This window comes from Stenotrophomonas sp. C-A, from assembly GCF_054030835.1.
The window spans coordinates 4,207,925-4,233,177 of the sequence record NZ_CM132916.1; the positions used below are offsets into that span (position 1 = coordinate 4,207,925).

The following is a 25,253-nucleotide window of genomic DNA, read 5'->3' on the forward strand; positions in this document are numbered from 1 at the left end:
GGTCCCTCAGTGGCGGACCACGAATCCCCCGGAGCGCCCACTGGACGGCGCCCGCAGCTCTTCATCGAATGCATCCTTGATCGCGTTGATCGCCGCGCCGCGGTCCATCCCGCCATCCACGACCAGAGCATCTGCGACATGCTGGGCAACGTCTGCCAGGATACGTCCCCACGCATGCTCCTCTCGAACACCAGGACGATCGCCATACAGGCCAACGTTCAGCGAAGCATGCAATCCCCGTTCGGCAATCCACACGCGGATCATCTCGATGGAATCCTCATCGCGCTGTGCGGCTTCTGGAATGATCAGTTCTTTCATGGCTGCGGCCACCAAACAGGAAGTGGCATTGTGACGTGACCTGGAGCGTACGTGGAGCGGATCTTCTACAAAGCCCCGCGCTTCGCGGGCTCGACGCTGCATGAAGGCCCCATCCATCGGTCTCACCACCCCGGCGATGTACCTGGCGCTGTCGCTCATGCGCAGCGCCAGGCGCATCGCCGGTGCAGATGGGCCGGTCTCCAACTCCGACCGGCCCTGATCGCGGCCGCCCCCCCGCAGGCGCTGGCCGCCATCCACACACGTGCCGCACTCAAGCGGCTTCGGACACCTTTACGTCGCGACGGGCACGCACGGCCGCGGCCAGTCGCTCCAGCACCGTCACGGTGGTGTCCCAGTCGATGCAGCCATCGGTGATGCTCTGCCCGTAGACCAGCGGCTGGCCTTCCACCAGTTCCTGGCGGCCACCGACCAGATGGCTCTCGATCATCACGCCAACGATGCGCTGTTCGCCGTCTTCCAGCTGAACGGCGATGTCGTCGATCACCTTCGGCTGGTTCTCCGGGTTCTTCAGGCTGTTGGCATGGCTGGCGTCGATCATCAGGCGCGCCGGCAGCTTGGCCTTGGCCAGCACCTGGCAGGCCTCGGCAACACTGCCTGCGTCGTAGTTCGGCTGCTTGCCACCGCGCAGGATCACATGGCAATCCGGGTTGCCGGTGGTCGACACGATGGCGGTGCCGCCCTGCTTGGTGACCGACAGGAAGTGATGCGGATTGGACGCCGCACCCACTGCGTCAGCGGCGATCTTCACGTTGCCATCGGTGCCGTTCTTGAAACCGACCGGGCACGACAGCCCCGAGGCCAGCTCGCGATGCACCTGGCTTTCAGTGGTGCGTGCGCCGATCGCGCCCCATGCCACCAGGTCGGCGATGTACTGCGGCGAAATCACGTCGAGGAACTCGACACCGGCCGGCAGGCCCAGCTTGTTGATGTCGCGCAGCAGGCCGCGTGCGATGCGCAGGCCCTTGTCGATCTTGAAGCTGCCATCCAGGTCCGGATCGTTGATCAGGCCTTTCCAGCCCACCGTGGTGCGCGGCTTCTCGAAGTACACGCGCATGACGATTTCCAGTTCGCCGGCCAGCGCGTCACGCAGCGGCTTCAGGCGCTGGGCGTACTCGATGGCGGCCTTCGGGTCGTGGATCGAGCACGGGCCGACCACCACTGCCAGGCGGTCGTCGCGGCCATGCAGGATCTGGTGCAGGGCCGCGCGCGAGGCGCTGACGGTGTCGGAGGCTTCATCGTCACAGGGCAGCATCGCCAGCAGCTGGGCAGGCGGTGTCAGCGGTTCGATGGTGCGGATACGCAGGTCGTCGGTGTGCGGGGGCATTGCGGGAGATCTCCGGAACGTTGGGGGTCCCCAGCGTGGCGGCATGAAAAAAGCCGCCAGGTTCGCTGGCGGCTTTCGGGAATGCGTCTGAAGCTTTCTTCAGGGTGAGCGCAGTCCTTCCTCCGCCAGTGGCTTCGGAAAGTAATACCAGTAAAAGCTGGTGGGGGCTGCGTTCATGGGATCTATTGATAGCACAGCTTTTGCGCAGTGCAAACTGTTTCATCCGCAACTGGGGACGCGGTTCAGCGAGGTGCGCGCCGGCCCGGCCTACGCGGCGGCAACCACGCAACGTCGCTCATTTCCCATGCACTTCCACGTCCAGCAGCAGACCCTCATGGATGTCGGCCCAGCGTTCCAGCACGCGATCCAGTTCCTGCCGGGCCTCGTCCAGCTGCTCGGGGTTGAGCAGGGAACGCGCGGTGTAGAGGTCGGAAACCAACCGCCGCAGGGCCGATTCCTGGATGGCCACCGACGGCCCCTCCAGCCCCGGCAACTGCAACGCCGGGCTGTCGCCAAGAGGGCCGAACAGCGTGACCTGGAGCGTGCTCTGCATGATCGACTTCCCTGCGGATGGACATGGGCAATGTCCTGTTTACCGCGTCCGGGTGACAGGCGCATGTGCCACCCATGCCGAGGGCCGGGAACTGCCGGCGTCTGCCGCCCCGCTACAAGGCGGCCAGGTCGGCCAGGTGCTGGGCCATGCTGTCCATCGCGCCTACCGCATGGGTGGTGGTGAAGTACTCATGCCAGCCGGTAGCGGCAATGCCAGCCACCAGCGCATCGACCTCCTCGCGGCTCGCGCAGCGCCAGACCGCATAGAACTGTTCATCGCTGCTGTGCGGTACGTCCCTGGCAATGCGGCCCATCGCCAGCGGCGTGATGCGGGCTGGATCGAACTGCTGCATGCCGGCGCCAATACGGGCGAAGAAGGCATTCCGCTGCTCGGGCGGCAGTGTGGTCCAGGCCGGCGTGGCGGTATAGAGCTCGATGAAGGTGTGCGACATGGTGGTTCTTCCTTGAGGATTACGAGGTTGCGGGGTTGTCGGCCAGCGGCCGGCACTACCGGAGCGAGCGCAGTGCGCGTTTGCGGACGTAGGCGTTGGCGTCGCTGTGGCGCTCGTGCTGCCAACGCGTGCACAGCTCGCGCAGCCACTTCGGCTGAGTCTTGCCGGCATCATTGAGCCAGTTGCCGACCGAATCCTGCACGTAGCGTTCCGGGTCGTCAGCCAGTGCTTCCAGCATCGGCAATGCATGTTCAGGGTGCTGCTTGAACAGCGCGATATGCGCGGCCCAGACACCGCGCGGACGCAGTGCTTCGCAGGCGAAGCGGCGCAGGTACGGCGATGTTTCCTGTGTCCACGGTTGCAGGTTCTCAAGCGCCTGCATTGGCACGGCAACGATGTCCGTGCGTAGCGCCAGCCACGCCCATTCGCGCACACCGAAGTGTGGATCATCGGCTAGCGTGCGCATGTGCTGCAGCTTCTCTGCCAACGTTGCACGGGCATCGCTGCCGATCAGGTAGCAGGCCCAGCCGCGCACGGTATCGGACGCATGGTCCTGCCATTGCACGGGATCGCCCTGCCCCGCCTCACGCAGCAGTTGCGCAGCCAAGGCCATGCGCAGTGTGATGCCCTTGCCTGAAGCATCCTGCATGCGTTGCAGCGCTTCCGGTGCAAGCGCAGGCGCTACCACCTGTAGCAGCGCGGCGAAATCCACCGCCAGGCATTCAGCCAGATGGCTGGCGGCGACGCGGCCGGTGTTGAGTGCTTGCCGACGTTCCGCAGGAATGGACGTACTCATGCTGCGGATTCCCGCCCGGCATCCGTGTGCTGCCAGATCTTGTGCAGCAGCTGCGACAGCTGCTGCTGTTCATCAGCATCCAGGCCGTTGAACAGCCCACCGATCCACTGCGTGTGCTGGTCGAACAAGGTCTCGGCCAAGCGTATTCCCGGTGCGGTCAATACGATCTGCAGGCGGCGGCCATCCTCGGCATCGCAGCGACGCTGCAGCAGTCCTTCGCGCTGCAGGCCATCCAACAGGCCGCTGATGGTGGCGCGGGTCACGCCTGCGCGCTCGGCCAGCACGTGGGGCGGCAACGTGCCGCCGGCCCCATGCAACAGGAACAGCACGATGAAGCGACCCTCACTGAGCCCGTGTGGTGCCAGCCGGGCGGCGCAGTCGCGATCGATTGTCGAGGACAGCGAGAGCAGCTGGAAGCACAGGCGCAGCTGCGCGGTGCTGGCATGGCCGCGTCGCTGTGCTTCATCCATCAGGGCATGGTGCTTGGCTTCGATCATCTCACGCACGCGATATTGTTAGGCGCCTAATCATACGGCAAAATAGCCGAAGCCTGTAAACCACAGCCGATATCAGGGGAGCCTTCCCAGCAGCACGCGCGCGATCAGTCCACCTCCCTCCCGGTGCAGAAGCTGCAGTTCGCCCGCATGCCGCCGCGCCACATTGGCGGCGACCGCCAAGCCCAGCCCGGTCCCACCCGTGGCGCGGCTGCGCGAGCTCTCGCTGCGCTGGAAGGGCTGCAGCAGGCGTACTCGGTCGCCCTCGGCGATACCTGGGCCGCGATCCATCACCTCCAGCTGGACCCCTCGCTCAACCACGGCAACCCGCAGCTCCACCGCCCCGGCATAGCGATCGGCGTTGTCGATAAGGTTGTCGAACGCACGCCGAAGCAGCAGCGCGTCGCCGTGCCAGGGCAGACTGTCCGGCCCCTGGATGGAGATCTCTACACCGCGCAGCAACGCTGCCTGCACGCACTCCTCCAGCAGCGCGGCCAGATCCAGCGGGCGCATCTGCAACGGCTGCAGTTCACCGCGTGCGTAGTCGAGCACCTGCTCGATCATCGTGTCCATGCGCTCGATGTCCGCCACCATCCGGGCCGCCTGTGGTGTGGGCGCGAACTCGGCGCGCAGGCGCAGGCCGGTCAATGGTGTGCGCAGGTCATGCGCCACTGCAGCCAGCATATGGGTCATGTCCTGTGCCTGCGCACGCAGGCGCTCTCGACCGGTGCCGATCGCGGCGGCCAGCATCTGTACCTCGCGAGGGCCATCATCCGGCAGGGGCGTTTCGGCCTGCAGGTCCACACGTGCACTGGCATCGGCCAAGCGTCGTAATGGGCGCCCCAGCCGGATCGATGCCCACGCCGCCAGCGGCGCCAACAACACGGCACCGCCCAGCAGCGCCAGTATCACCTGTCGCCGCCAAGCTGCCAGATCACTGTGATCGCTGCCGACCACCTGCCATCGGCCATCGGCCTGGCGCATGCCCAGTTCAAATGGCGGCCATTGCATCGCGGTCAGCACGGCAGCCTGCGCCTTCAGTACCCCGGCCCGCGCCGTGGCGTCGAGCAGGGCGCCGCTTTCGATGACCTGCACATCAGGCGCCTTTCCCTGTCCGCTCCATACCAGCCGAACATCCTCCACCGGCAAACCCATCTGCAGCGCCGCCAACTGGGTGAGCCAGTCACTGGCACTGCCCTGTGGTGGCGCATCCTGCGTCGCCAGATGCAGGCCCAGTGGTGCCGCGGCCTGTTCCCCTCGCAGCACCTGCACGGCCTGGTCCAACTGCATCGGTGGCGGCGCGGGCCGAGGCATCCAGCCAACCACGGCCACGCTGACCAGTGTCGCCAGCAGCAGGCTGGCCAGGGCCAGCATCGTGATCCAACGCGCGGTCGGCCACCGGCTGCTCACAGCAGCTGTACCTCGGCGTCGAAGCGATAGCCTTCGCCACGCGATGTCTGCACCAGCGATTCCGCACCGGGTGAAGCCTGCCCGAGCTTGCGGCGCAGGCGGCTGATCGCCAGGTCGACCGCGCGGTCGACGCTGTCACTGGGCTCGCCACGGCTCAGCTGCAGCAGCTGCTCGCGCCCCAGCACCCGCCCGGGGCGTTCGGCCAGCGCCAGCAACAAGCTGAATTCACCACGGCTGAGCACCAGCTCGTTGCCATCCGGGGCCAGCAGGCGACGTTGTTCCGGCAGCAACCGCCAACCAGAAAAGCGCAGTTCACTGGCGACCTGCGCGCGCAGCTTGTCCTGCCGGCGCAGCAGCGCACGTACCCGCGCCAGCAGCTCGCGCGGATCGAACGGTTTGGCCAGATAGTCGTCCGCGCCCATCTCCAGGCCGATCACCCTGTCCGGTGCGCTGCCCATCGCCGACAGCATCAGGATCGGGATGGCCCGCGCCTGCAACCGGCGGCATACCGACAGGCCATCCTCACCGGGCATCATCCAGTCGAGCACGATCAGGTCCGGACGTTCGACCTGCAGCAGCACATCCAGCGCCGCTGCGTCGGCAGCCACTCGCACCTGGTAGCCGTGCAGCAGCAGGCAATCGGCGATGGCATCACGGATGCTGGCGTCGTCGTCGACAACGATGACACGGGCGGGAGTCGTCATGCGGGCAGTATCAGGCAGGTCTGTATCAGGACGGTATCAACGCCGATATTCCCGCGATACGCCGCTGCGCGCCAATGGTCACCCATGATCACTGCGGAGACTTGCCTTGCGCCTCATCCCATTCTTCCTGCTTGCTGCCCCGCTGCCTGCGCTGGCCTCCGATTCCCCCGAACACATCCTGCCGATGTGGATGCAGGGCGGTCATCCGGCCGTGGCCGTGTCGCTGGACGGGCGTGCCGAACCGCTGCGCTTCGTGGTCGACAGCGCGGCAGGCGCCACTCTGGTCGATGACCGCGTCGTGCGACGCTATGGTCTGGAGGATGCGGATGCAGAGGTATCACAGGCCCAAGGGGCCAGTGCAGCGTCCGCGCGGCTGCAGCGCATACGCAGCACGTCCTGGCAGCTGGGCAGTTGGCAGCTGCAGGCCCAAGCCATGAAGGTCGATCTGTCGTCGTTGCCGAAGGAGGATGATCCGGCCATTGACGGCTTGATCGGCAACGATCTCACCGGACGCTGGGACACCCGTTGGGATTTCGGCCGCAATCAACTGGCGCTGTGGACACCCGGTGGATTGAACCTGGAAGGACCGGGTTGCCAGCCCAATGCGCTGCCCGGCCGCACTGACGGCCTGCGCCAGTTCGGCTTCATCACGCTTGCACTGGGCGCGCCTGCGGTGGACGCCATCGCCGTGGTCGACACCGGTGCCGCGCAGACCGTCCTCAACGCCGAAGCAGCCCGCGCACTGGGGCTGCGCACCGACGGCAGCGACGCGCGGGTGCGGGTGCGTGAAAAGGGCACCGAAGGCCTGGGCGGCGGAAGGCAGGCAACCTGGCTGTACACCCTGCCCGGCATGACCGGCGGCGGCTGGCAGCACCCGTCGATGGAGGTCCGCATCAGCGAACTGCCAGTGTTCAAGGCGATCGGCCTGGAGGGTCGGCCGGCGCTGATCCTTGGTGCGGATGCAATGCGCGGCGGCCAGGTGGACATCGGTGCCGGCGCGGCCCGGATCTGCTGCGCCGGCCAGCCAGTTGAGCATCTGCCGCCGCCTGCCCTTGCGCTACCAGTCCATCACCTGCGGCGCCGGCCCCGGATGTGACGGGAACAACGGCAGCACCTCTTCGGCCAGCTCCTGCAGCACGTCGCCGGCAGGACGTTCGGCGAACTGGATACCCAGTGCCGCGTGATTCACGCCGGCGTGCTGCCAGGCCTGCAGCAGCTCGATCAGGCCCTTGCGGCCGGTGCGCAGGGTATAGCCCCCTTGCAGCGGCGTGCGGGGATGATCCGGGTCATCCACCAGGTCGATCCATTCATTGGTCATGTGCGGACGGAAGCCCGCTTCCGGAATCAGCGCGCGCCAGGCACGGATCTTCGCGGCCAGCCGCTGCGGGCCGGCGGCGTCGTGGGTGGCCTCGGGATAGGTCAGCCAGCCATCGGCATGCTGGCCGATCCACTCCAGCGACTGGCGCGCACCGCCGGTGACGATCAGCGGGACGCGACCACTGACTGGGGGCGGCAGCAACTGCACGCCCTGCTCGGCGCCGGCGTGTGTCATCCGCCCATCCGTACCCGGCTGCAGCCAACGGCGCATCTCATTCATTGCGGAGGCGAAACGTTCTCCGCGCGCCGCGTGTTCCAGTCCATAGGCTGGGAACTCCAGCGGTCGATCGCCGGACGCCACACCCATCACCAGCCGCCCACCGGACAGCTGGTCGATCGACGCCGCCGCTTTGGCCAGATCGATCGGGTGGCGCAGGGGCAGCACCACGCTGCCGGTGGCCAGGGCCATGCGCTGCGTGCGCGCCGCCAGCCACGCCAGGTAGGTGAATGGATCGAACAGCTGGCCCGCATCACCGAACATCGGATCGAACAGCGGCACGTCCCGTACCCATACCGCGGCAAAGCCGTGGCGATCGATCTGCTCCACCCACCGCGCCTGACCCTGCAGCACGCTCATGTCGCCCTGGTAGAAACGCAACGGCAGGTAGATGCCCAGCGTCAGTGCATCGGCACGGAACATGCGCTGGTAGCCAGGATGCGTGGCAAAGGCGGGCGCCGACGCGCCCGGCATCACAATGGAATCATTCATCAGCATGGCCTCCTTACGGACCGGTGGCCGGCTCGGGCAGCAGCACGCCGCGCTGTACCGCAGGGCGTGCGGCAACCCGCGCGTACCACGCATCCAGATGGCGATGCCGCGAGGAATCGATGTCGATGATGCGGGCGATATGCAGCCATCCGAAGTGAGCGATATCGGCGATCGAATAGCGATCACCCGCCAACCACTCACGTCCCTGCAGGCGCTGGTCGAGTACGGCGAACAGGTCGTCGCTCAGGCGGCGGTAGCGTTCGATCGCCCCAGCGTCCGGTGCTTGCGCGAAGTGCTCGAAATGCACGCGCTGGCCGAGGATCGGGCCGACGCTGGCAGCATGGAACATCAGCCAGGTCAGTGTCTCCCAGCGTGCAGCCGGTTCGGAAGGCAGCAACGCATTGCCCTGTTCGGCCAGGTACATCAGGATCGCTGCCGATTCGAAGACAACGATGCCGCGCGCGCGATCCTCCAGCACGGGAATGCGCCCATGCGGATTGAGCTGCAGGAAATCGGGATGGCGATGTTCGCCATCTACGATGCGCACGTGGTGCAGGCGATAGGGAAGACCCAGCTCTTCCAGTGCGATGGTGGCCTTGAAGCCATTGGGAGAACTGTCGGAATACAGGTGCAGCGAAGGCTCGTTCATGGGGTTCCTGGACGGCAGGGAGCGACGGCACGCACCGGTCCTCAACGAAACTGACCGGGCGATGCGGAAACGGGCGCTGCAGCAGCCGTGCAACCAGTCTAGGAAGCGCTGGCGCGGGAAGGAAACGATGTCTCCTGCATGGGAAGTTGAGCGCAGCTCAACGTGACCGGCAGTCGCGCGACAGCCTGCGGCACGCTCGATATGCTGTCGCAGCGCGGCGCGTGCCGACGTGGCTACAGGAGAATGGACATGAGTGCGGTGCTGCCGCTGCTGGGCCTGCGGGCCTTCGTTGAAACCGGCCGCCATGGCAGCCTGACCGCCGCCGCCGATGCGATGGGGGTGACACCTGGTGCGATCAGCCAGCAGCTACGGCAGCTGCAGGAGCGGCTGGGCGTGAGCCTGTTCGACCGCACCCGGCATGGCGTGGTGCTCAGCGCCGCAGGCGCTCGCGTATACCCGGAACTGCTGCAGGCCTTCGAGCAGATCTCGCACAGCCTGCAGACCCTGGAACGCTGGGAAACGCGGCGCACGCTGCGCATCAGCGCCGCACCGAGCTTCGCCGCACAATGGTTGGCACCGCGGTTGGGCGCGTTCAGTGCGTTGCATCCACAGGTGGACGTGCAGCTGGACTCGAGCGCAGCGCTGGTCGACCTGCGCCGCGAGGGAGTGGACATCGCCATCCGCCACGGCCTGGGCCGCTACCCGGGGCTGCACGCTGAGCACCTGATGGCACCGGTGCTGCTGCCGGTAGCCAGTCCCGCATTGTTGGCCAGCATACCGACGCTGAGCTCGGTACAGGATTGCCTGCAGTTGCCCCTGTTGCAGGACGCCGACCGCAGCGACTGGCGGCTGTGGTTCCAGGCACTGGATCTGCCTGTCGATGAACGACTGGAGCGCGGCCCCGCTTTCGATGACGATCTGTTGCTGATCCGCGCGGCGGTGGCCGGGCAAGGCATCGCCCTGGTGCGCGACATCCATGCGGCCGAAGAACTCGCCAATGGCCGACTGCAGGTGGTGATCGACCGGCCCTGGCCGCAGGCCTTCGCCTATTACGCGGTGACGCGTGCGGACGGCGAATCCAACGCGGCAGTACCCGCATTCACGGCCTGGTTGCGCGCGGCACTGATGATGACCCAGGATGCAGGCACATACCCCAAGCAGGACGCAGGATGAATCGCCCAGAGATCGATGCCATTGCCGAAGCGGTGTTGCAGCCGGATGCACGGCGTCTGCGCATCGCTGCACGCCATCGCCAGGCTGAACATCGGCAGCGACGTCAGCGGGTGGCAGCCGGCGCCAGTCTGATCGGGATGGCGGGGGGCCTGCTGCTTGCGCCGATCACGGGGCTGCCGTGGGTACAGGGGATGATTGCTGGCGGCGCGCTGTCCCTGCTGGCGGCCCACCTGTGGCTGCAGCGGCGCGAGGGCCGCGGGTAGACTTACACCTGGCAGCGGCATCCACGCGTGGCGTGGATCCATTTTGATTCCGACCGGCCACAAAAAAACCCCGCCTTCCGGCGGGGTTTTTCATTACGGGGTGAAAGCGGGGACTTAGAAGTCCATGCCGCCCATGCCACCCATGCCGCCCATGCCACCGGCGCCACCCATGGCCGGCTCGTCCTTCTTCGGAGCTTCGGCAACCATGGCTTCGGTGGTGATCATCAGGCCAGCGATCGAGGCAGCGTTCTGCAGGGCCGAGCGGGTCACCTTGGTCGGGTCCAGGATGCCGAACTGCAGCATGTCGCCGAACTCGCCGGTGGCGGCGTTGTAGCCGAAGCTGCCGGTGCCTTCCTTGACCTTGTTGATGATGACCGACGGTTCTTCACCGGCGTTGGCAACGATTTCGCGCAGCGGGGCTTCCATCGCGCGCAGGGCGATCTGGATGCCGTGGTTCTGGTCTTCGTTGGCACCCTTCAGGCCGGCCAGTGCGGTGACCGCACGGACCAGGGCAACGCCGCCGCCCGGGACCACGCCTTCTTCAACGGCTGCACGGGTCGCGTGCAGGGCGTCGTCGACGCGATCCTTCTTTTCCTTCATTTCGATTTCGGTCGAAGCGCCGACCTTGATCACGGCAACGCCGCCGGCCAGCTTGGCCACGCGTTCCTGCAGCTTCTCGCGATCGTAATCGGAGGAGGTGTCCTGGATCTGGGTCTTGATCTGGCCGACGCGTGCATCGACGGCAGCCTTGTCACCCACGCCATCGATGATGGTGGTGTTTTCCTTGGAAACCTGCACCTTCTTGGCGCGGCCCAGGTCCTTGATGGTGGCCTTTTCCAGCGACAGGCCAACTTCTTCGGAGATCACGGTGCCGCCGGTCAGCACGGCCATGTCTTCCAGCATCGCCTTGCGACGGTCGCCGAAGCCCGGAGCCTTGACGGCCACGACCTTGACGATGCCACGGATGGTGTTGACCACCAGGGTGGCCAGCGCTTCGCCTTCGACTTCTTCGGCCACGATCAGCAGCGGCTTGCCGGCCTTCGCGACGCCTTCCAGCACCGGCAGCAGGTCACGGACGTTGGAGATCTTCTTGTCGTGCAGCAGGATGAACGGGTCATCCAGGTCAGCGGTCTGCGACTGCTGGTTGTTGATGAAGTACGGGGACAGGTAGCCGCGGTCGAACTGCATGCCCTTGACCACGTCCAGCTCGTTGTCCAGGCCCGAGCCTTCTTCAACGGTGATCACGCCTTCCTTGCCGACTTCCTTCATCGCGTCGGCGATGATCTGGCCGATCGACTCGTCCGAGTTGGCCGAGATGGTACCGACCTGGGCAATCGCCTTGTCGTCGGCGGTCGGCTTGGAGATGGTCTTCAGTTCGGCAACGGCGGCCACGACGGCCTTGTCGATACCACGCTTGAGGTCCATCGGGTTCATGCCGGCGGCCACAGCCTTGGCGCCTTCGCGGATCAGGGCCTGGGCCAGCACGGTGGCGGTGGTGGTGCCGTCGCCGGCGTCGTCGTTGGTGCGGGAAGCGACTTCCTTCACCATCTGCGCGCCCATGTTCTCGAACTTGTCAGCCAGTTCGATTTCCTTGGCGACGGAGACGCCGTCCTTGGTGATGGTCGGCGCGCCGAAGCTCTTTTCCAGCACGACGTTGCGGCCCTTCGGGCCCAGGGTGGCCTTGACGGCATTGGCGAGAACGTTGACGCCGCGCACCATGCGCGAACGGGCGTCTTCACCGAAACGAATATCCTTGGCAGCCATTGCAGTTACCTCATTGGTAGCGCCGGGCCATGCCCGGCGGCTGGGTGTTTGGAATCAGGGGATGAAGCAGGTCGCGCCGAGGCTCAGCCGATGACGGCGAGCACGTCGTCTTCGCGCAGGACCTTGTACTCGACGCCTTCGCTCTTGTACGAGCTGCCGGCGTACTGGCCGTAGATGACCTTGTCGCCAACCTTCAGCGACGGCGCGCGCACGTTGCCGTTGTCCAGCGGCTTGCCCGGGCCGACGGCCACAACTTCACCCTTGGTGGACTTTTCCTTGGCCGAGTCGGGGATGACGATGCCACCGGCGGAGATTTCGTCGGCTTCGATCGGCTTGACCACAACGCGGTCGTGCAGCGGCTTGATGCTCATGAGAGACCTCTTAAGTTATTGATTGGTCTGAAAAAGTCCGGCGATGTTAGCAGTCACACCAGGCGAGTGCCAGCAACGCGCGTGAAAAAGCCCGACAAGTCGGGAGCACGACAGAGATGGAGACCTCCACAGGCCTTTCAAGGGCCGATCCCGAAATTTTTCTCCGGACCCGGAAACCTCCTTCCCTGCGTGGACGCCTGTATAGGGATGCAACGCGGCAAGCCAAGGGGGGAACGGGTGACATTTGGTGACCAATGTCCCACTGTCAGATATCTGACGTTCATTTACGACAAAGTGTCACTGGATCGGCCTTAGGCTCGGCCGCGCATTCCCAATCACAAGGAGTTGTCGATGCGATTGCTGTCCCCGCTTGCCGCCGCCTGCCTGCTGGCGCTGGCCGCCGCGCCGGCCCAGGCCGAGGTCTTCATCAACGAACTGCACTACGACGACAGCACCGCCGCCGGTGACGTCGGCGAAGCGATCGAGGTCGTAGCCACCGCCGGTGAGGATCTGTCCGGCTACCGCCTCTACCTCTACAACGGCAGCAACCCTTCTGCCGCCACGGTTTACGCCAACAACCCGGTTCCGGCCGGCACCGCCGCCGGTTGCGGCAGCGCCACCCTGGCCGTGGTCAGCTACCCGACCAACGGCCTCCAGAACGGCCCGAACGACGGCATCGCCCTGGTCGATGCCAGCGGCAAGGTGGTCCAGTTCCTCAGCTACGAGGGCGCCATCACCGCCTCCGGTGGCCCTGCCGCCGGCATGACCAGCCAGAACATTCCGGTGGCCGAGACCAACAGCACAGCGCCGGGCACCTCGCTGCAGCTGACCGGCAGCGGCAGCCAGTACGCCCACTTCACCTGGGCCGAGTCGGCCAGGCAGACCTTCGGCAGCTGCAACAACGGCCAGACCTTCAGCGGCGGCGGCACCCCGGGCCCGAACACGCCGCCGTCGGTGTCCACCACCACTCCGGCACAGGGCAGCAGCACCTTCCCGGCCGCGGCCGATCTGGAAGTGGTGTTCAGCGAGACGGTGAACCTGGCCAGCGGCGCCTTCGCGCTGAGCTGCGGTACCTCCGGCAGCGTGCCGCTCACGTTCCCGGCCAGCGGCCGCAGCGTGAAGCTATCCACCAACACCGCGCTGGTGGCCGGTGAGGCCTGCCGCTTCGATATCCGCGCCGCGCGCATCACCGACCTGCAGGGCGCGCATCCGGCGGCCGACAGCCGCATCGCGTTCACCGTGGCCAGCACCGGCGGCAATCCAGACCCGGGCAACCCGGGCGTGCCGGCCGGCTACTACTCCAAGGTGAACACCTCCAGCCCGAGCCAGCTGCGCTGCTCGCTGCACGCCACCATCAAGGGCCACACCGCCTACCCGTACAGCGGCTCGGGCACCAGCACCTGGACCATCCTGGAGATCGCCGACGAGGACCCGAACAACCCGAACCGCATCCTCGACGCGTATCGCAACCGCAGCTACGCCAAGGTGACCGATCGCGCCGGCAGCGGCAGTGGCCTGAAGTACAACCGCGAACACACCTGGCCGAACTCGCTGGGCTTTGCCAGCACCACCGGTGACAAGGGCCTGCCGTACGCGCCGTACACCGACACCCACATGCTGTACCTGACCGATGCACAGTGGAACGCCGACCGTGGCAACAAGCCGTTCGCCAAGTGCGACGCCAACTGCGGCGAGCGCGCCACCGAGGCCAACAACGGCCAGGGCGGCGGCAGCGGCGGTTACCCGGGCAACTCCAACTGGGTACGCACGCCGGACGGCAACACCGGCACCTTCGAGGTGTGGGGCCATCGCAAGGGCGACATGGCACGTGCGGTGATGTACATGGCCATCCGCTATGAAGGGGGCAAGGATGCGGCCACCGGCCAGTCCGAACCGGACCTGGAACTGACCGACGACCGCAGCAAGATCGTCAAGACCAGCAGTTCGCCGGCCTACATGGGGCTGCTGTCCACGCTGATCGACTGGCACCTGTCCGACCCACCGGATGATGCCGAACGTGCACGCAATGACGTGGTCTACAGCTTCCAGGGCAACCGCAACCCGTTCATCGATCACCCCGAGTGGGCGACCCCGGCCCTGTTCACCTCGGCCAAGCCGGCCACCTGCCAGCTGGCCAACTGACCGCGCAACGCAGCGGTCCATCGCCGCCGCCGGGCTCTGACCCGGCGGCGGCCCTATACTCGACGGTCATGTCGACCGTCGATCCCGTCCTGCTGCTGTTGACCACCTGCCCGGACCGGGCCAGTGCCGAGCGCATCGCGCACGCGCTGGTCGGCGAGCGCCTGGCCGCGTGCGTGACCCGCCTCGATGGCGCACAGTCGACCTACCGCTGGCAGGGCGAGGTGACCACCGACGCCGAGCTGCAACTGCTGGTGAAGACCACCGCAAGCCGCGTCGATGACGCGATTGCCCGGATCGTCGAACTGCATCCGTATGAACTCCCGGAGTGCATCGCGGTCGAAACCCGGGCCGGCCTGCCGGCGTATCTGGACTGGATCCGGGCACAGACCCGGGAGGACACTGATTGAAGACTCTGTTTGCGCGTGGCGCCGCCCTGTGCGCCCTGTTGTGGCTCTCGCTGCCAGCGTTCGCGCTGGATGAGAAGGACCTGCTGCCGGTGGACCAGGCGTTCGCGCTGACCGCCACCGCCCCCGAGCGCGGCCAGGTGCAACTGCAGTTCAAGATCGCACCCGGCTACTACCTGTATCGCCACCGCACCAGCGTCAAGGCCGATCCGGCCTTCAATGCCGGCGCGCTGCAGATGCCCAAGGGCGACAAGCACCACGACGATTTCTTCGGCGAAGTCGAAACCTATCGCGAGCGCCTGCAGGCCACCCTGCCTGGCACGCCGACCGACGCCGCCGGCACCATCAGCCTGGAAGTGCGTTACCAGGGCTGCGCCGATGCCGGTGTGTGCTACCCGCCGCAGAAGCGCGTGGTGCAGGTCACCCTGCCCGGTAGCGGCGCACAGGCCGCGGCGCCGGCCACGCGTACCGGCGCCGCCAGCCCGTTCAACAACCCGCTGGCCGGTGCCGGCAACAGCGGCGGCCTGCGCCTGCCGGGTGCCGCCAGCAACAGCCAGGCGCTGCCGCTTCCTTCGGAGCAGGCGTTCGGCTTCGACGCCATCGCCAGTGACGGCAACACCCTGCTGCTGCGCTTCAGCCCGGCGCCGGGCTACTACCTGTATCGCGACCGCACCTCGCTGAAGCTGGAAGGCAGCACCGGCGTGCTGGCCGACAAGCTGCGCTGGCCGGCTGCACAATCGCATCGCGACGAGCATTTCGGCGATGTCTCGGTCTACTTCAACCAGGTGGAAGTGCCGCTGCCGCTGCGCCGCTCCGTCGCCGATGCGGTCGACAGCACACTGGTGGTGACCTTCCAGGGCTGCCAGACCGATGGCATCTGCTACCCGCCGATGACCCGCCGGGTGAAGCTGTCGATCCCGGCCGGCAAGATCAACGCCAGCGCCGAACAGTCGCCGCCGCGCAACGAGGTGATCAGTCCGTTGGTTGCGGCGCCACGCGAAGGCGCCAACGGTGCCCCCCTGCGCCTGCTGCCGACGGTGCCCAATACGGATGCCACCACCCCGGCCGTTGCAGGCGCCGAAAACGGTAATGAGTTCGCTGCCGACGCGCGCGGTGACAACGCGCTGCGCACGCGCCCGCCGGCGACCACGCCGAATCCGGACCGTTCGTTCGTATGGGTGCTGCTGCTGGCCCTGGCCGGTGGCCTGGTACTGAACCTGATGCCGTGCGTGCTGCCGATCCTCTCGCTGAAGGTCCTGAGCCTGGCGCAGAGTGGCGAAAGCCCGCAGCGCGCGCGCAGCCACGCCCTCTGGTACACGTTGGGCGTACTGGTCGCGTTCGCGGTGATCGGTGCGCTGATGGTCGGCCTGCGCGCGATCGGCAACGCCGTCGGCATCGGCTTCCAGCTGCAGCATCCGGGCGTGGTCGCGGTGCTGGCCTACATCATGTTCGCGGTGGGCCTGAGCCTGTCCGGCGTGTTCACCCTGGGCGGCGGCATCGGCAACCTGGGCCAGTCGCTGGCCAGCCGCAGCGGCCCGGCCGGTGACTTCTTCACCGGCGCGCTGGCCTGCGTAGTCGGCAGTGCCTGCGTCGGCCCGTTCATGGGCGGCGCGATCGCCTACGCGTTCATTGCCCCGCCGCTGAAGGCGATGACCGTGTTCCTGTTCCTCGGCCTGGGCCTGGCGCTGCCGTTCCTGCTGATCGGCTTCGTGCCGGCGCTGGCGCGCCGCCTGCCCAAGCCGGGCCCATGGATGGAAACCCTCAAGCACGTGCTGGCCTTCCCGATGTATGCCACCGTGCTGTGGCTGCTGTGGGTGCTCGGCAAGCAGCGTGGCGTGGACGGCATGGCGCTGGTGCTGGGTGGCCTGCTGCTGCTGGCCTTCGGCCTGTGGCTGTTTGAACGCAACCGCTGGACCGGCTCGCGTGCAGTGACCCTGCTCGGCGTGCTGCTGGCGATCGGTGCATTGATACCGGCCTGGGGCGTGACCCAGCTGGCACCGCCGGCACGCGCCGCACAGGCCGCCAGCGACAACGTGGTCGAGTACTCGCCGCAGTTGCTCGACCGTCTGCGCGCCGACAACCGCGTGGTGTTCGTCAACATGACCGCCGACTGGTGCGTGAGCTGCAAGGCCAACGAACGCGCCGTGCTGTCGCGGCCAGAGTTCAAGGAACTGCTCAAGCGCACCAACGCGGTGTACATGCGCGGGGACTACACCAACGTCGATCCACAGATCACCACGTTCCTGGAAGAGCACAAGGCCGTGGGCGTGCCGCTGTACGTGGTGTACGGTCCGGGCGCACCGCCGACCGTGCTGCCGACCCTGCTGACCCAGGCGGTGGTCGAGGAAGCGCTGCTGCGCACCGCACGATGAAGTGGCAACGGCCAGCGCTGCTGTGGACAGCGGTGCTGGCCGCCGGCCTTGGACTGTGGGCCGGGCATCGATTGGCACCGGCGCCGGTGACGCCTGAGGCCGTGCCGGCGGAGCCTGCCGTTGCGGCCGCGGCGCCGGTCCTGCAGGTTGGCGACAGCCTGCCCGCATTGTCGCTGCCCGATCTTGAAGGCCGGCCGCTGGACCTGCGCCAGCACGCTGCCGGTCGCCCGCTGTTGATCAATGTCTGGGCCAGCTGGTGCGCCCCGTGCGTGGAAGAAATGCCGGAGCTTGCCCGCTTCGCCCATGCACAGGGCGACAGCGGTGTGCAGGTGCTGGGCCTGGCACTGGATACCCCGGAAGACGTGCGCGGTTTCCTGCAGCGTGTCCCGGTGGATTACCCGATCGTGATCGAGACCCCGGGGCCACGCGACGCAAGCGTGCAGCTGGGCAACGCACAGGGCCTGTTGCCCTACAGCGTGCTGTTCGATGCGCAGGGGCGGATGGTGAAAGCGAAGCTGGGGCCGTTCGAGCACGGTGAGATTGCAGGCTGGGTGGAGTGAGGGTGTTCTTTGCAGGGCTTGCAGCCCTGCACCCTGCTCAATGCAACGGCAACAGCCAAAGCCAAAGCGGGCATTCCGTGGGATGGCGGGGCACTGTGGGTGGTCAGGACACGCCGTAACCCCCCCTCCGGGGTCGGGCCCAGCCGCTGGCGGCTGTGCGTTCGGGCGCTTGCGAAGCAATGCTTCGCAAGCAAAGCGCCCTCACCCATGGGGGCTCGATGGCGCTATCCATGGCGCCAACGGTCCTGACCACCCACACCGCCCCACCCCCGACAGATCCCCGCGGCGGCTGTTGGTGGGTGCCGACCGTTGGTCGGCACATCTGTCAGATATCGATATTCAGAACGGAATCAGACCCCGTGCCGACCAGCGGTCGGCACCCACCAAAGCAGAACGCCGTTCCGACAGATCGCGGAAAACTGTCGAAGGCGGGGTGGGTCCGGTTGAGGGGGCGTGAGCCGCATGGATGCGGCGACCGAGCTTACATGGACGTACTTGCAGCGTCCCCCTCAACCGGACCCACCCCGCCAACCCACGGAAAGCCAGCTTTTGACGTTGACGTTGCTCCGGCTTGTAGCGGGTGCAGGGCTGCAAAGCCCTGCAACAAAACCCTCCTTGACCGTAGCCCGTCCGCCACGGAGAATTCCGCGACTAATTCTCATTTGCTGTTGCGCAGGATGCGGGCGGCAGCCTTCCGGGCCCTCCTCCTTCGATGTTCAAGAACGTCCTGTTCCAACTGCACTGGCTGCTGGGCATCACCGCCGGTGCCGTACTGGCCGTAATGGGCCTCAGCGGCGCCGTACTGTCCTTCGAGGACGAGCTGTTGCGCGCCGCCAATCCCGGCTTCGCCGAGATTGCCGAGCACCATGCCGATGGCCAGCTTCCACTTGCACTGAGCGAACTGGTGCCGCTGCTGCAGGCCGGCAGTGAACGCCCGCTGCAGCGCCTGCGCGTGGATGCCACCGGGCAACGGCCCTCGGTGGCACGCTTCGCCGGCGGCAAGGAACACTGGGTCTACTTCGATCCGTACAGCGGCGAACGATTCAGCGCCCTGCGCGGGCAGGCGTTCTTCGATTTCGTCGAGGACCTGCATCGCCACCTCGCCGCCGGCGAGCGTGGCAAATGGATCACCGGCAGCTGCGCCATCGCGCTGCTGTTCTTCACCTTGTCCGGGCTCTATCTGCGCTGGCCGCGACGCTGGTGGCACTGGCGCAGCTGGCTGGCGGTGGAATGGAAACGCAGCGGCCGTGGCTTCCTGTGGAGCCTGCACTCGGTGGTCGGCACGTGGGTGCTGCTGATCTACCTGATGAGTGCGCTGACCGGCTTGTGGTGGTCCTTCGACTGGTATCGCAGTGCCGCCAACACCCTGTTGGGCGTCGCACCGGCCACCAAGCACAAGGTGGCCACCGGCGCCGCCCTGAACCTGGAGCGCATCGAAGCCACGCTGTATGCACTGCCCGGCGTGCGCACCGGCTACATCGACCTGCGCCTGCCGGAAAAGCCCGGGCAGGCACTGAATGTACGCGTGATGGCCGGTGATCCGTCGCAGCGCGGTGGCCAGCATGACCGCGCGCATGATCTGCTGCAGCTCGACCCGGGCACGGGTGCCACACTCGATGCCCGCCCCTATGCACGCCAGGGTGTCGGCGCGCAGCTGGCCACCAGCGTGTTCGCGCTGCACTCGGGCAGCTACTTCGGCGTGCCCGGGCGTGTCGTGGTGATGCTCAGCAGTTTGGGCATGAGCCTGTTCTTCATCACCGGCTGGATGCTCTACCTGGACCGCCGACGCAGCCAGCGCGCCGCGCGTGGCCTGCGCCAGTCGCTGCCAGCAACGCCTGCCGATGGCGGTGGCACGCCGTGGCTGGTGGTGCATGCCAGCCAGAGCGGACTGGGCGAACAGCTCGCATGGCGCGCAGCCGCGCAGCTGCAGGCGTCCGGTCATGCGGTGCAGGTGCTGCCGCTGGCCCGCATTGATGCCGTGCAGCTGGCACGCACCGCGCAGGCGCTGTTGGTACTGAGCACCTTCGGCGATGGCGAACCACCGGATGCGGCGCGAGGTGCTGCACGAAGGCTGATGGCACAGACACTCGACCTGTCAGGCCTGCAGTTTGGACTGCTGGCGCTGGGTGATCGACAGTACCCGCACTACTGCGGCTTCGGCCGCCAGGTTGATGGCTGGCTGCTCGGCAACGGCGCGCGCCCGTTGTTCGACCGCATCGAAGTCGATGCCGCCTCGGTCGCGGCGCTGCGCCAATGGCAGCTGCAGCTGGGCGCGCTGACCGGCATCGCCACCGATGACAGCGTGCTGCCGGCGGCCACGCAGATGCATGAGTGGCGGCTGCTCGGCCGCGACCGGCTCAACCCGGGCAGCATCGGCGGTGCGATCTGGCGCATCTGTCTTGCGCCACCGGCCGAGGTGCAGTGGCAGGCGGGCGACATCCTGCATATCGCGCCCCGGCACAACGCGCGGCATGCCAGCGCGGTGTTGAAGGCACAGGGGCTGGATCCGCTACAGCCGCTGCTGGTGGACGGCCACCCACGCACCCTGCTGGCGCTGGCCAGTGAACGCGAGCTGCCCGAGGCCGATGCTGCGCTGGCGGTACAGGATCCGTGCCTGTGGCTGGCAGGGCTGCCGATGCTGCCCGGACGCGAATATTCCATCGCCTCGTGCACCGAGGATGGCGCGGTGGAACTGGTGGTGCGACTGGTGCACGACGACACAGGCCGCGCCGGGCTCGGTTCGGGCTGGCTGTCGCTGCATGCGCCGGTCGGTGCCAGCATCGTCGCCCGCGTGCACCGCAATCCCGGGTTCCACCGCGTCGCCGGTGCACCGATGGTGCTGATCGGCAATGGCACCGGCATCGCGGGCCTGCGCAGTCTGTTGCGCGAAGCCGCGCATGCAGGTGAGCACGGGCACTGGCTGCTGTTCGGCGAACGCCAGCGCGCGCATGACTTCCTGTTCGCCGATGAGATCGAAGCGTGGCAGGCCGATGGCCATCTCGCGCGGGTGGACCTGGCGTTCTCGCGCGATGGCGAAGGTGGTTACGTGCAGGATCACCTGCGTGCGGCGGCCGATGCCCTGCGCGACTGGATGCAGCGTGGTGCAGTCATCCACGTGTGCGGTTCGCTGCAGGGCATGGCCGAAGGCGTGGACCAGGTGCTGCGCGCTGCGCTGGGCGATGATGTTGTGGAAACGCTGCTGGAAACCGGGCGCTACCGTCGCGACGTGTATTGATTCCTGCCTCCGAACGCTGGCGTGAGCCGAGCATGGGCTCGGCTCTACAGTGTTCCTGCAGCTGATGTAGAGCCGAGCCTACGCTCGGCTGATTCCCCGCCAGCCGACAAGGAACCGCAGGCTAGGCCGCCGCAGCGCGCGCCTGTGGCATCGACTGCAGCCGGAACGCGCCAACGGCTTCCGCCAGCGCATGCACCTGCGCCTGCATCTGCGCCGTCGAGGCACCGGCCTCTTCCACCAGGCTGGCATTGCGCTGGGTACTGGCTTCCATCTGCACGATGGTCTGGTTCACCTGGGCGATGCCGGCATGCTGGTCCTGCGACGCGCTGCGGATACCGGCCAGCAGATCCGCCAGTTGCTGCACGCTGCCGACAATCTCGCCCATCGTGGTGCCGGCCTGTTCGGCCTGCTGGTTGCCCTGGCCCACACGCGCCACCGAATCCTCGATCAGACCCTTGATCTGCTTGGCCGCCTCCGCGCTGCGTTGTGCCAGCAGGCGCACTTCTGCGGCCACCACAGCGAAGCTGCGGCCCTGCTCGCCCGCGCGCGCGGCTTCCACCGCAGCATTCAGCGCGAGAATGTTGGTCTGGAAAGCGATGCCATCGATCAGCTGGGTGATGTCGCCGATCCGTCGCGAGGCCTCGCTGATGCCCTGCATGGTCGCGACCACCTGGCCAACGGCCTCGCCACCGCGCTGGGCCACTGCCGCCGCGCCCTTGACCAGCCCGTCGGCACGGCCCGCGGCATCGGCATTACGACCGACTGTGTGGGTCAGCTCGTGCATCGACGCTGCCGTCTCTTCCAGGTTGGCCGCCTGCTGTTCGGTACGCTGCGACAGGTCATGGTGACCGGCAACGATCTCGCCAACGCCGGCATCCAGGCTGGACGTGGCGTGCTGGATGCGGGTGACGATGCGGCCCAGTTGCGCGACGGTGGCGTTGGCATCGTCGCGCATGCGTGCGAACACGCCCTGCAGCTCACCTTCCATGCGCACGCTGAGGTCGCCGCGGGCCAGCGCGGCCAGAAGCGCCTGCAGATCGCCGAGGTTGGTCTCGAAGGTGGTCAACAGGCGATTGATGCTGGTCGACAACGTACGCACAAAGCCCTGCTTTCCCTCCAGCGCGATGCGCCCGTGCAGGTCGCCATGTGCGGCGGCGTCGACCAGTGCGGCCACTTCGGTTTCCAACAGGGTTTCCAGCGCACGGCTGCGCCACTCCACCGCCACACCAAGGAACTGACCTTCGTCGATGATGGCGTTGGCAATCAGCTGGTAGCGCACCCCTGCATGGCCGATCTCGCGCTCCTCGCGCTGGCGCACGCCGGCCAGGCTGGCCAGTGCCGGATGCAGGCGCACCGCATCGCTCGCCACCAGATCTTCAACCCGGAGGTCAAGCTGCTCCAGCAGCGCCGGATTGGCGTAGGCAACCTGCCCTTCCGCATCAATCACCATCAGGCCGGTCTGCGCGCTGTCCAAGGCCTGGCGCACGCGGGTATTGCCGCGCGCCACGGCACGCTCGGTCTCGATGCGCGCGCGCAGGCGCTGCTGCATGTCGACCAGGCGCTGGGCCAGCTGGCCGATCTCATCGTTGGCGTTGTAGACGCGCAGGGTGGTGTCGAGGCGGTCGTCAGCGATATCGCTGGCGAAACGCAGGGTGTCCTGGATCGGCTGGCGCACCGCACGCAGCACCAGCACCAGGCTGGTGATCAGCACGCCGGCCACCAGCAGCAGGGTCAGTGCGAACAGCACGCTCATCGTGCGCGCGCCGGCCTGCTGGCGCGCCTGCGCCTTGGCCAGCGCCGCCACCTGCGCCTGCTGGAAGGCGGCCAACGCCGGTGCGACGCCCGCGGCGGTATCCAGCAGCGACTGCGCCTCCACGTCCAGGCCGACGCGGGCGGCGGTGTAACCCAGCAGGGCGCCCTGATAGCCCTCCATCCCGCCGCGCAAGGCATCCTGCACATCGGTAGGCAGGCCGGCCAGCGCGAGATCGAACGGCAGCTTCTCCTCGCTGGCGCGGTCGGCGTGAGTGGAGTCACCGTCGAGCAGCAGCAGTGCCTCCTGCCTTCGCATCTTCTGCAGTGACAACGCCAGCGGCGGCCGCTGCAGCGCATCCACCTGTACCTGCAGGGTATCGGCGGCCTGCTGCAGCTGCGCGGCGAGGCCGGCATCACCACGACCCATCTCGTCGACACGTTCGAACAGGGCAGCCACACCCTGCGAGAACGCGTCGGCGGCTTCGGTCAGCGCCTGCAGGGCCTTGCGCCGGCCAGCATCCATCGGCGTCGCGCGCAGCGCCTGCAGATCGGCCTGCAATGCCTTCTGCGTGGCCAGCAGCTGCGCGCGGTCGGCATCATCGAAACTGCGTGCATACTGGGTCTGCAGGCGACGCGCTTCGGCCACCCGCGTAGACAGGCTGGCGGCCAGATCGCTGCCGCGCTGGTAGCTGGCCTGGCTGCGCGCAGCCAGTGCGTTGGCATGGCCGGTCCAGGCGTAGACAGCGGCGATCGCGACCAGGCCCAGGCCACAGACCCACAGGGTCGCCTTGAGCTTGTTGGCCACGCTGAGCCGATGCGGCTGCAGCCAGCGCAGCAGGCCGGGGGACGCCGAGTGCAACGCGGCAAGGCGCGTGCGCAGGGACCGGAGGTGGGGGACAACGGCCGACATGACAGACTCCAGGCGGAAAGACGCACCTGTATCGGCCTGATTCAGGGCAACTTTAGCGCCTTCTTCGTCCGGGTCCCCCCGTCGCGGGTGGACGCGGCCTTTGTACCGGGTGCAAGCGACGGGGGCATGACACGGGCGCCGCGCTTGACCTCAACCCCGGTTGGGGGAGCACAGTGGACGTTCCTCCCCGCCCGGTGCCTCCATGACGACGCTCGATGTCCCCCGCTACCTGCAACGCCTGCAGCTGGATGCGCCGCCACCGCGGACCCTGGCCGGCCTGACCCTGCTGCAGCAGCGCCACAACGCACTGCTGCCCTTCGAGACCCTCAGCTGCCTGCTGCGCGATGCGGTGCCGATCGACCTGGACAGCGTGCAACGCAAGCTGCTTGACGACCGCCGCGGTGGTTACTGCTTCGAACTCAATGGTGGCCTGCTGGCGCTGCTGCAGGCATTGGGCTTTGATGCGCAGCCGCTGAGTGCGCGCGTGCTGCTAGCAGCCCAGGACGGCGAGCTGACCGCGCGTACCCATCTGCTGCTGCGCGTGCATGTGGATGGGGACGACTGGCTGGTGGATGCCGGATTCGGCAGCCTGACCCCGACCGTACCGCTGCGCCTGCATGATCCGCAGCCGCAGGCCACGCCACATGAACGCTATCTGCTGCAACGCCTGCCCGACGAGGGTGATTTCGTGCTGTCGGCCGAGTCCAACGATGGCTGGCGGGCGATGTATCGGTTCGACCTGCAGGCGCCGGCACCGATCGACAACGTGGTGGGCAACTGGTACGTGTGCACCCATCCCGATTCCAGTTTTCCCGGACAGCTGCGTGCATCACTGACCGGACCGGACTGGCGCCGTACCATCGGCAGCGGCAACTACACCGAGTACCGCCCCGGGCAGGCGCCGGACAAGCGCCCGCTGCATGATGTGGGTGATGTGCGTGACGTGCTGCAGCAGCGCTTCGGCATGCAGCTGCCGGACGACCCGCGACTGGACCCGGCCATCAATGATTGGCTGCAGCGCTCGCGCGCCGCGCTCTTGTAGAGCCGAGCCCATGCTCGGCTGAGCTGGAGCGGCTGGGCCAACAGCAGCCGAGCATGGGCTCGGCTCTACAGAATCGCGCGCGCCTGCACCGCGATCCGGTTGCCTTCACTGTCGCGGATCTCGGCCACACGCCAGCCACCCGCATCAGCCGGGCCGAAGCGCAGCTCGGCCCCGGCCTGCAGCGCACGGTCGAGGCTCGCATCCAGGTCATCGACGCCGATGTAGATGCGCGCGCCCTGCTCGGAGGGCCGGTAGTCCGCGCCGTGCACCAGCGCAATGCTGGCACCGGCGGCGTCATCGGAGAACGGCAGGTAGGCCATCCGGCAGTCGTGCAGCACGATAGGTTCGTCCACCGCGACCTGCAGCCACCGCTGGTAGAACGTGATGGCCCGGTCCAGGTCACTGGCCGGGATTTCCACATGCAGGATCGGGTTCACTGGCACTCCTTGCTCGGTCCAC

The 25,253-nt window shown here is 67.1% G+C and carries 23 protein-coding genes; 9 read left to right on the forward strand and 14 right to left on the reverse strand.

All coding sequences use genetic code 11. The features are described from left to right. Window positions 1-6: 6 nt before the first annotated feature. The 8 genes from ACW5IY_RS19545 to ACW5IY_RS19580 all read right to left on the reverse strand — a co-directional run bounded on the left by ACW5IY_RS19545 (window position 7) and on the right by ACW5IY_RS19580 (window position 6,071). Window positions 7-318: a DUF5076 domain-containing protein gene (locus tag ACW5IY_RS19545; protein ID WP_049436871.1), complete on the reverse strand. Its 312-nt coding sequence runs from the start codon at window positions 316-318 to the stop codon at window positions 7-9. A 271-nt stretch (window positions 319-589) separates the two neighbouring features. After that, window positions 590-1,663: a 3-deoxy-7-phosphoheptulonate synthase gene (locus ACW5IY_RS19550; RefSeq protein ID WP_049436870.1), complete on the reverse strand. Its 1,074-nt coding sequence runs from the start codon at window positions 1,661-1,663 to the stop codon at window positions 590-592. A 295-nt stretch (window positions 1,664-1,958) separates the two neighbouring features. After that, window positions 1,959-2,216 (reverse strand): hypothetical protein, encoded by a 258-nt coding sequence (locus ACW5IY_RS19555; protein WP_005411217.1) that lies wholly within the window; start codon window positions 2,214-2,216, stop codon window positions 1,959-1,961. Window positions 2,217-2,328: 112 nt separating this feature from the next. Beyond that, complete coding sequence (locus tag ACW5IY_RS19560; RefSeq protein WP_010481139.1) at window positions 2,329-2,667, reverse strand: DUF6616 family protein; 339 nt, start codon at window positions 2,665-2,667, stop codon at window positions 2,329-2,331. Between the two features lie 55 nt (window positions 2,668-2,722). After that, complete coding sequence (locus ACW5IY_RS19565; RefSeq protein WP_049436869.1) at window positions 2,723-3,463, reverse strand: DNA alkylation repair protein; 741 nt, start codon at window positions 3,461-3,463, stop codon at window positions 2,723-2,725. Then, window positions 3,460-3,960, reverse strand: coding sequence for a MarR family winged helix-turn-helix transcriptional regulator (locus ACW5IY_RS19570; protein ID WP_049436868.1), 501 nt, complete (start codon window positions 3,958-3,960; stop codon window positions 3,460-3,462). The genes ACW5IY_RS19565 and ACW5IY_RS19570 overlap by 4 nt, the downstream gene beginning before the upstream one ends. Before the next feature lie 72 nt (window positions 3,961-4,032). Next, entirely contained in the window at window positions 4,033-5,331 is a 1,299-nt protein-coding gene (locus ACW5IY_RS19575) for a sensor histidine kinase (protein WP_049436959.1), read from the reverse strand. 32 nt (window positions 5,332-5,363) lie between these two features. After that, window positions 5,364-6,071: a response regulator transcription factor gene (locus ACW5IY_RS19580; RefSeq protein WP_010481131.1), complete on the reverse strand. Its 708-nt coding sequence runs from the start codon at window positions 6,069-6,071 to the stop codon at window positions 5,364-5,366. 106 nt (window positions 6,072-6,177) lie between these two features. Here ACW5IY_RS19580 and ACW5IY_RS19585 point away from each other — a divergent pair, with 106 nt between their 5' ends. Next, entirely contained in the window at window positions 6,178-7,167 is a 990-nt protein-coding gene (locus ACW5IY_RS19585; protein WP_239682897.1) for a retropepsin-like aspartic protease, read from the forward strand. Here the strand turns inward: ACW5IY_RS19585 and ACW5IY_RS19590 are convergent. Both ACW5IY_RS19590 and ACW5IY_RS19595 read right to left on the reverse strand, forming a co-directional pair. After that, on the reverse strand, window positions 7,129-8,157 hold the full coding sequence (locus ACW5IY_RS19590) for an LLM class oxidoreductase (protein WP_049436955.1): 1,029 nt from the start codon (window positions 8,155-8,157) through the stop codon (window positions 7,129-7,131). The two genes, ACW5IY_RS19585 and ACW5IY_RS19590, sit on opposite strands and share 39 nt — an antisense overlap. A 13-nt stretch (window positions 8,158-8,170) precedes the next feature. Beyond that, window positions 8,171-8,806, reverse strand: a complete 636-nt coding sequence (locus tag ACW5IY_RS19595) for a glutathione S-transferase family protein (protein ID WP_049436867.1) — start codon at window positions 8,804-8,806, stop codon at window positions 8,171-8,173. A 249-nt stretch (window positions 8,807-9,055) separates the two neighbouring features. Between ACW5IY_RS19595 and ACW5IY_RS19600 the strand changes: the two genes are divergently transcribed. Both ACW5IY_RS19600 and ACW5IY_RS19605 read left to right on the forward strand, forming a co-directional pair. Then, window positions 9,056-9,979, forward strand: a complete 924-nt coding sequence (locus ACW5IY_RS19600) for a LysR substrate-binding domain-containing protein (RefSeq protein WP_049436866.1) — start codon at window positions 9,056-9,058, stop codon at window positions 9,977-9,979. Next, window positions 9,976-10,242 carry a hypothetical protein gene (locus ACW5IY_RS19605; RefSeq protein ID WP_043397487.1) on the forward strand — a complete coding sequence of 89 codons (267 nt, stop codon included), beginning with the start codon at window positions 9,976-9,978 and terminating at the stop codon, window positions 10,240-10,242. The genes ACW5IY_RS19600 and ACW5IY_RS19605 overlap by 4 nt, the downstream gene beginning before the upstream one ends. 114 nt (window positions 10,243-10,356) lie before the next feature. On the opposite strand, the gene groL is transcribed toward ACW5IY_RS19605, so the two are convergent. After that, window positions 10,357-12,006: a chaperonin GroEL gene (gene groL, locus ACW5IY_RS19610; RefSeq protein WP_014038666.1), complete on the reverse strand. Its 1,650-nt coding sequence runs from the start codon at window positions 12,004-12,006 to the stop codon at window positions 10,357-10,359. Window positions 12,007-12,089: 83 nt separating this feature from the next. Next, the gene (locus ACW5IY_RS19615; protein ID WP_005411227.1) at window positions 12,090-12,377 is read right to left on the reverse strand and encodes a co-chaperone GroES; all 288 of its coding nucleotides are present in this window, start codon (window positions 12,375-12,377) and stop codon (window positions 12,090-12,092) included. Between the two features lie 351 nt (window positions 12,378-12,728). Here ACW5IY_RS19615 and ACW5IY_RS19620 point away from each other — a divergent pair, with 351 nt between their 5' ends. The 5 genes from ACW5IY_RS19620 to ACW5IY_RS19640 all read left to right on the forward strand — a co-directional run bounded on the left by ACW5IY_RS19620 (window position 12,729) and on the right by ACW5IY_RS19640 (window position 21,090). Further along, a complete protein-coding gene (locus ACW5IY_RS19620) occupies window positions 12,729-14,519 on the forward strand; it encodes an endonuclease (protein ID WP_049436865.1) in 1,791 nt (596 codons plus the stop codon). Window positions 14,520-14,587: 68 nt separating this feature from the next. Further along, window positions 14,588-14,926 (forward strand): divalent-cation tolerance protein CutA, encoded by a 339-nt coding sequence (cutA, locus tag ACW5IY_RS19625; protein WP_010481118.1) that lies wholly within the window; start codon window positions 14,588-14,590, stop codon window positions 14,924-14,926. After that, entirely contained in the window at window positions 14,923-17,295 is a 2,373-nt protein-coding gene (locus ACW5IY_RS19630) for a protein-disulfide reductase DsbD domain-containing protein (RefSeq protein ID WP_049436864.1), read from the forward strand. The genes cutA and ACW5IY_RS19630 overlap by 4 nt, the downstream gene beginning before the upstream one ends. Further along, complete coding sequence (locus ACW5IY_RS19635; protein ID WP_049436863.1) at window positions 17,292-17,855, forward strand: TlpA family protein disulfide reductase; 564 nt, start codon at window positions 17,292-17,294, stop codon at window positions 17,853-17,855. Before ACW5IY_RS19630 ends, ACW5IY_RS19635 begins: the two co-directional genes overlap by 4 nt. Before the next feature lie 712 nt (window positions 17,856-18,567). Continuing rightward, window positions 18,568-21,090, forward strand: coding sequence for a PepSY domain-containing protein (locus ACW5IY_RS19640; protein ID WP_049436862.1), 2,523 nt, complete (start codon window positions 18,568-18,570; stop codon window positions 21,088-21,090). Window positions 21,091-21,211: 121 nt separating this feature from the next. Here ACW5IY_RS19640 and ACW5IY_RS19645 read toward each other — a convergent pair whose 3' ends face one another. Beyond that, the gene (locus ACW5IY_RS19645; protein ID WP_049436861.1) at window positions 21,212-23,752 is read right to left on the reverse strand and encodes a methyl-accepting chemotaxis protein; all 2,541 of its coding nucleotides are present in this window, start codon (window positions 23,750-23,752) and stop codon (window positions 21,212-21,214) included. Window positions 23,753-23,954: 202 nt separating this feature from the next. Here ACW5IY_RS19645 and ACW5IY_RS19650 point away from each other — a divergent pair, with 202 nt between their 5' ends. Then, a complete protein-coding gene (locus ACW5IY_RS19650) occupies window positions 23,955-24,794 on the forward strand; it encodes an arylamine N-acetyltransferase family protein (RefSeq protein WP_049436860.1) in 840 nt (279 codons plus the stop codon). A gap of 65 nt (window positions 24,795-24,859) precedes the next feature. On the opposite strand, the gene ACW5IY_RS19655 is transcribed toward ACW5IY_RS19650, so the two are convergent. Then, a complete protein-coding gene (locus tag ACW5IY_RS19655; protein WP_049436859.1) occupies window positions 24,860-25,231 on the reverse strand; it encodes a VOC family protein in 372 nt (123 codons plus the stop codon). Window positions 25,232-25,253: the final 22 nt, after the last annotated feature.

Bases quoted from the DNA above. Each gene is read 5' to 3' on its own strand.
- groL (WP_014038666.1), bottom strand. From the start codon at position 12,006: ATGGCTGCCAAGGATATTCGTTTCGGTGAAGACGCCCGTTCGCGCATG.
- ACW5IY_RS19640 (WP_049436862.1), top strand. From the start codon at position 18,568: ATGTTCAAGAACGTCCTGTTCCAACTGCACTGGCTGCTGGGCATCACC.
- ACW5IY_RS19620 (WP_049436865.1), top strand. From the start codon at position 12,729: ATGCGATTGCTGTCCCCGCTTGCCGCCGCCTGCCTGCTGGCGCTGGCC.
- ACW5IY_RS19550 (WP_049436870.1), bottom strand. From the start codon at position 1,663: ATGCCCCCGCACACCGACGACCTGCGTATCCGCACCATCGAACCGCTG.
- ACW5IY_RS19615 (WP_005411227.1), bottom strand. From the start codon at position 12,377: ATGAGCATCAAGCCGCTGCACGACCGCGTTGTGGTCAAGCCGATCGAA.
- ACW5IY_RS19635 (WP_049436863.1), top strand. From the start codon at position 17,292: ATGAAGTGGCAACGGCCAGCGCTGCTGTGGACAGCGGTGCTGGCCGCC.
- ACW5IY_RS19650 (WP_049436860.1), top strand. From the start codon at position 23,955: ATGACGACGCTCGATGTCCCCCGCTACCTGCAACGCCTGCAGCTGGAT.
- ACW5IY_RS19560 (WP_010481139.1), bottom strand. From the start codon at position 2,667: ATGTCGCACACCTTCATCGAGCTCTATACCGCCACGCCGGCCTGGACC.
- ACW5IY_RS19595 (WP_049436867.1), bottom strand. From the start codon at position 8,806: ATGAACGAGCCTTCGCTGCACCTGTATTCCGACAGTTCTCCCAATGGC.
- ACW5IY_RS19605 (WP_043397487.1), top strand. From the start codon at position 9,976: ATGAATCGCCCAGAGATCGATGCCATTGCCGAAGCGGTGTTGCAGCCG.
- ACW5IY_RS19580 (WP_010481131.1), bottom strand. From the start codon at position 6,071: ATGACGACTCCCGCCCGTGTCATCGTTGTCGACGACGACGCCAGCATC.
- ACW5IY_RS19600 (WP_049436866.1), top strand. From the start codon at position 9,056: ATGAGTGCGGTGCTGCCGCTGCTGGGCCTGCGGGCCTTCGTTGAAACC.
- cutA (WP_010481118.1), top strand. From the start codon at position 14,588: ATGTCGACCGTCGATCCCGTCCTGCTGCTGTTGACCACCTGCCCGGAC.
- ACW5IY_RS19565 (WP_049436869.1), bottom strand. From the start codon at position 3,463: ATGAGTACGTCCATTCCTGCGGAACGTCGGCAAGCACTCAACACCGGC.
- ACW5IY_RS19590 (WP_049436955.1), bottom strand. From the start codon at position 8,157: ATGAATGATTCCATTGTGATGCCGGGCGCGTCGGCGCCCGCCTTTGCC.
- ACW5IY_RS19545 (WP_049436871.1), bottom strand. From the start codon at position 318: ATGAAAGAACTGATCATTCCAGAAGCCGCACAGCGCGATGAGGATTCC.
- ACW5IY_RS19555 (WP_005411217.1), bottom strand. From the start codon at position 2,216: ATGCAGAGCACGCTCCAGGTCACGCTGTTCGGCCCTCTTGGCGACAGC.
- ACW5IY_RS19645 (WP_049436861.1), bottom strand. From the start codon at position 23,752: ATGTCGGCCGTTGTCCCCCACCTCCGGTCCCTGCGCACGCGCCTTGCC.
- ACW5IY_RS19575 (WP_049436959.1), bottom strand. From the start codon at position 5,331: ATGCTGGCCCTGGCCAGCCTGCTGCTGGCGACACTGGTCAGCGTGGCC.
- ACW5IY_RS19570 (WP_049436868.1), bottom strand. From the start codon at position 3,960: ATGATCGAAGCCAAGCACCATGCCCTGATGGATGAAGCACAGCGACGC.